Annotated in this window: 6 protein-coding genes; 5 read left to right on the forward strand and 1 reads right to left on the reverse strand. The window is 67.9% G+C overall.

Translation table 11 applies throughout. The annotated features are described in order from the left end of the window. Positions 1–98 precede the first annotated feature (98 nt). Complete coding sequence (locus M0P34_RS14220) at positions 99–782, reverse strand: Hpt domain-containing protein (protein ID WP_291500286.1); 684 nt, start codon at positions 780–782, stop codon at positions 99–101. Between the two features lie 297 nt (positions 783–1,079). On the opposite strand from M0P34_RS14220, the gene M0P34_RS14225 reads away from it, so the two are divergent. The 5 genes from M0P34_RS14225 (at position 1,080) to M0P34_RS14245 (ending at position 3,606) form a co-directional block, all read left to right on the forward strand. Then, positions 1,080–1,352, forward strand: a complete 273-nt coding sequence (locus M0P34_RS14225) for an AtpZ/AtpI family protein (RefSeq protein WP_291500288.1) — start codon at positions 1,080–1,082, stop codon at positions 1,350–1,352. Beyond that, positions 1,327–1,749 (forward strand): ATP synthase subunit I, encoded by a 423-nt coding sequence (locus M0P34_RS14230; protein WP_291500290.1) that lies wholly within the window; start codon positions 1,327–1,329, stop codon positions 1,747–1,749. The genes M0P34_RS14225 and M0P34_RS14230 overlap by 26 nt, the downstream gene beginning before the upstream one ends. A gap of 42 nt (positions 1,750–1,791) precedes the next feature. Then, positions 1,792–2,478 (forward strand): F0F1 ATP synthase subunit A, encoded by a 687-nt coding sequence (gene atpB, locus M0P34_RS14235; RefSeq protein ID WP_291500293.1) that lies wholly within the window; start codon positions 1,792–1,794, stop codon positions 2,476–2,478. A 68-nt stretch (positions 2,479–2,546) separates the two neighbouring features. Then, positions 2,547–2,870, forward strand: a complete 324-nt coding sequence (atpE, locus tag M0P34_RS14240) for an ATP synthase F0 subunit C (protein WP_291500296.1) — start codon at positions 2,547–2,549, stop codon at positions 2,868–2,870. Between the two features lie 91 nt (positions 2,871–2,961). Beyond that, positions 2,962–3,606 (forward strand): redox-sensing transcriptional repressor Rex, encoded by a 645-nt coding sequence (locus M0P34_RS14245; protein ID WP_291500298.1) that lies wholly within the window; start codon positions 2,962–2,964, stop codon positions 3,604–3,606. Positions 3,607–3,788: the final 182 nt, after the last annotated feature.

A 3,788-nucleotide genomic window follows, 5' to 3' on the forward strand; every position in this document is an offset into this window, starting at 1 on the left:
CCGGGACCCCCGGCCCCCGCACCCCCCCCCCCCCCGGCGCCCCGCAGCCCCCCACGACCCCGGCCTGGGCCCCGGGGGGGGGCGGGGCGCCCGGCGGCTCAGGGGCGGGAAGCCTCCAGCAGTTCGACGAGGGCGCCCAGGGTGGCGCTGGCGGCGGCATGATCGGCGCCCTGGGCCTGGGCCTCCAGGCGGGCGGCGGCCTCGGCCAGGGGGCGCAGCCCGAAGCAGGCGGCGGCGCCGCGAATCTTGTGCGCGGCGCGGGCCACGGCGTCCAGGTCGCCGGAGTCCAGGCCCGCCGCGGCTTCGGCCGCCAGTTCGGCGGCGGAGTCGTAGAGCCGGGGCAGGAGGTGGCTCAGGGCGGGGTCCGTGCCCCGGGCGGGGGCGGGGGCGTGGCCCAGGGCCGCGGCCACGGCGTGGAGCAGCCCCTGGCGGGAAAAGGGCTTGGGCACGGCGCCGGAGAACTCCGGGCCCGGGGCGGCCGGTCCGTCCGGTCCGCCGGCCGACAGGGCCAGGATGGGCGCCGGGACGCGGCGCTGTTCGGCCTCGATGCGCCGCATGGCCCGGGCGGCCTCGGCTCCGGGCAGGCCGGGCATGTCCAGGTCCAGGAGCACCAGGCTCCACGGCTCGCGGCCAAAGGCGTCCACGGCGGCGGAGCCGTCGGCCACGAAGGCTGCGGCCCAGGGCGCGTCGCGGAAGTGGAATTCGACCAGGGCCCGCACGGCGCGGTCGTCGTCGGCCACGAGAACCCGCGGCGCGGCCGGGGCGGCATGTTCGGCGGTCATGCCCCCCGGTATGCCATCGCCCGGGCGGGGTCAAGACGCGTGCGCCTGGGGGCCGGGAATTTTTGCGCGTCCGGCCGGGCCGTGCTGGCGCTGGACAACGGCGGGCCCCGGGGGTAGGAAACAACGTCCAGCCCGCGCGCCCGCCCCGGCGCCGCGTGGCCGGGCCCACGAAAAAAACGCGCCTGAAACCGCTCAAGAACATTGACTCCCGCGCCGCGGCTATGGTAGGGACGCGGTGTTTGTGAATGAATGCACGAAGCGGTTTCGGGGCAATCGGCCGGAGGCCGCGGGAGTGCGATGCTCTTTGGCAGCAAGGATAAGAAGAAGTCCGTCCTGACCCCCCTTGCCGACGTGGGGACGATGGGGATGCACCTGGTGGTCTCCACGTTCATCGGCCTGGGCATGGGCTGGTATCTGGACAAGTGGCTGGGCACCAAGCCGTGGCTGCTGCTGGTCTTCCTGGTCCTGGGCATCGTGGCCGGATTCCGCAACATGTTCCAGGAGGTCCGGCGGCTGAACCGCCAGGACGCCGGGGAAGACGGGCATGACCGGACTTCTGACAAGGGTTGAGCGCTGGCTTCTGCACAGGGGCTTCACCCACCGGGACACGCGCGCCCTGGTGCGCAACCAGATCGTCCTGGCGGGCGGGCTGTGCGCCCTGGCCCTGGGGCTGGCCTGGCGGTGGCGCTGGCTGGCCGATGTGGCCCTGGGCGCCGCGCTGATGACGCTCAATTTCTACCTGCTGGCGGGGTTCCTCCAGCGGGTGCTGGTTCACCGCGACGGTGCCGTGCCGAACCTGCTTGTGCGGTTCTACGGGCGGCTCATCGCGACCGCGGCGGTCCTGGCGGCGCTGATCGTCTGGGCCGGGGCTTCGATCCCCGCCCTGCTGCTCGGATTGTCCACGGGGGTTGCGACTGTTCTCATCTGGGCCTTTTCACGGATGACGGGGAAACCATCCGCGAGCTGACCCGGTTTGGGTGGGAAAACATATCAAGGAGGCGTTACCGATATGGCTGGTGGACTTCCGCATCCGCAATTCATCGTTCCCGCGATCCTGGAGAGCGTGGGCGTCCATGTTCCGGTCCATGTGGCCTATACATGGGTCGTCATGCTCCTGCTGTTCACCATTGGCATCCTGGTGCGCAAGAACCTGACCCTTGTGCCCGGGAAGCTGCAAAACGTCTTCGAGCTGATAATCGGAGGCCTCGAAAACTTCTGCGTCGCGAACGTCGGCGAGAAGGGCCGCGAGATCTTCCACGTCATCGTCATCCTGTTCCTGTTCATCCTGCCCTGCAACTGGTTCGGCCTGATCCCCGGACTGGACGCGCCCACGGCCAACGTCAACACCAACGCTGCCCTGGCGCTGTTCCTGTTCCTTTACTACAACTGGATCGGCATCAAGAAATGGGGCTTTGGCTACATCAAGCACTTCATGGGCCCGGTTCCGGCCATGGCCCCGCTGATGATCATCCTCGAGTTCATCTCCCACCTGGCCCGGCCGCTCTCGCTCACGCTGCGACTGTTCGGCAACATCAAGGGTGAGGAAATCGTGCTCATCCTGATGTTCATGCTGGCGCCCATCGTCGGCTCGCTGCCGATGTACTTCCTGTTCATGCTGGCCAAGTTCATCCAGGCCTTCATCTTCTTCATGCTCGGCATGATCTACCTGAAGGGCTCCCTGGATCACGCGCACTAGGCCGCACCCGCCATCGGGGGAAATGGTCCAACGACCGACACAATACAACCTTCCAAGGAGTGACATCCATGCGTAAAGTTCTGCTGACCGCCCTGAACACCGTGGCCCTGCTGTCCATCGCCTCCCTGGCCTTCGCCTCCGACGCCGCCCCCGAGGTGCTGTCGAACATCATGTGGGCTTGCGGCATCGGCATGGCCATCGCCGCCGCCGGTTGCGGCATCGGCCAGGGCCTGGGCCTGAAGGCCGCCTGCGAGGGCACCGCCCGCAACCCCGAGGCCGCCGGCAAGATCCAGACCATGCTGATCCTGGGCCTGGCCTTCGTGGAGTCCCTGGCCATTTACGCGCTGGTCGTCTGCCTGCTGCTGCTGTTCGCCAACCCCTTCGTTGGCTAACTGCGCATGTGCTGACAAAGGGAGGCCGTGCGAGCACGGTCTCCCTTTTTTCTGTTTACATCGTTACTAATTTCACATAATCTGGTCGGCGATGACCCTCAAGAGCCAACATATCCCCCGGGCGACCATCCAGCGCATGGCGGTGTACATCCAGGTCCTGGAGACGCTGCAACGCGACGGCAAGGAAGTTATCTCCTCCGAGCTGCTGGCCCGCACCTGCGACGTGAATCCCTCCCAGATTCGCAAGGACCTCGCCTATTTCGGTGAATTCGGCGTGCGCGGCGTCGGGTACTATGTGCAGGACCTCATCGGCAGTATCAAGAAGGCCCTGGGCGTGGACCGCGTGTGGCGCACCTGCGTGGTGGGCATCGGCAACCTGGGCCGCGCCCTGCTCAACCACCGCGAGTTCAAGCTGCGCGGCTTCCACATCGTGGGCGCCTTCGATTGCGATCCCTTCAAGATCGGCGAGGTGGTCTCCGGGCTGGAGGTCATCTGTTCGCGCCGCCTGAAGGAAAAGGCCGAGGAGCTGGACATCGAGATCGGCATCATCACCACCCCGCCCGAGCGCGCCCAGCGTGCGACCAACTACCTTGTCGACGCGGGCATCAAGGGCATCATCAACTTCGCCCCGGCGCGGATCAGCGTCCCCGAGGACGTGACCGTGGAATATGTGGACTTCTTCCACCATTTCTACGCCGTGGCTTTCAACGTGACCCTGAACATCCAGGAAGGCTAGGCCCGCCGGGCCGGGCGCTTTCCCTGGCCGTGCCGTCCCCCGCGCGACCGCTTGCGGTCGCGCGGCAGGTCCGCTGTGCGCGGCAGGTCCGCTGTGCGCGGCAGGTCCGCTGTGCGCGGCAGGTCCGCTGTGCGCGGCAGGTCCGCTGTGCGCGGCAGGTCCGCTGTGCGCGGCAGGTCCGC

The organism is Desulfocurvus sp., from assembly GCF_023230885.1.
GTDB lineage: Bacteria > Desulfobacterota > Desulfovibrionia > Desulfovibrionales > Desulfovibrionaceae > Desulfocurvus.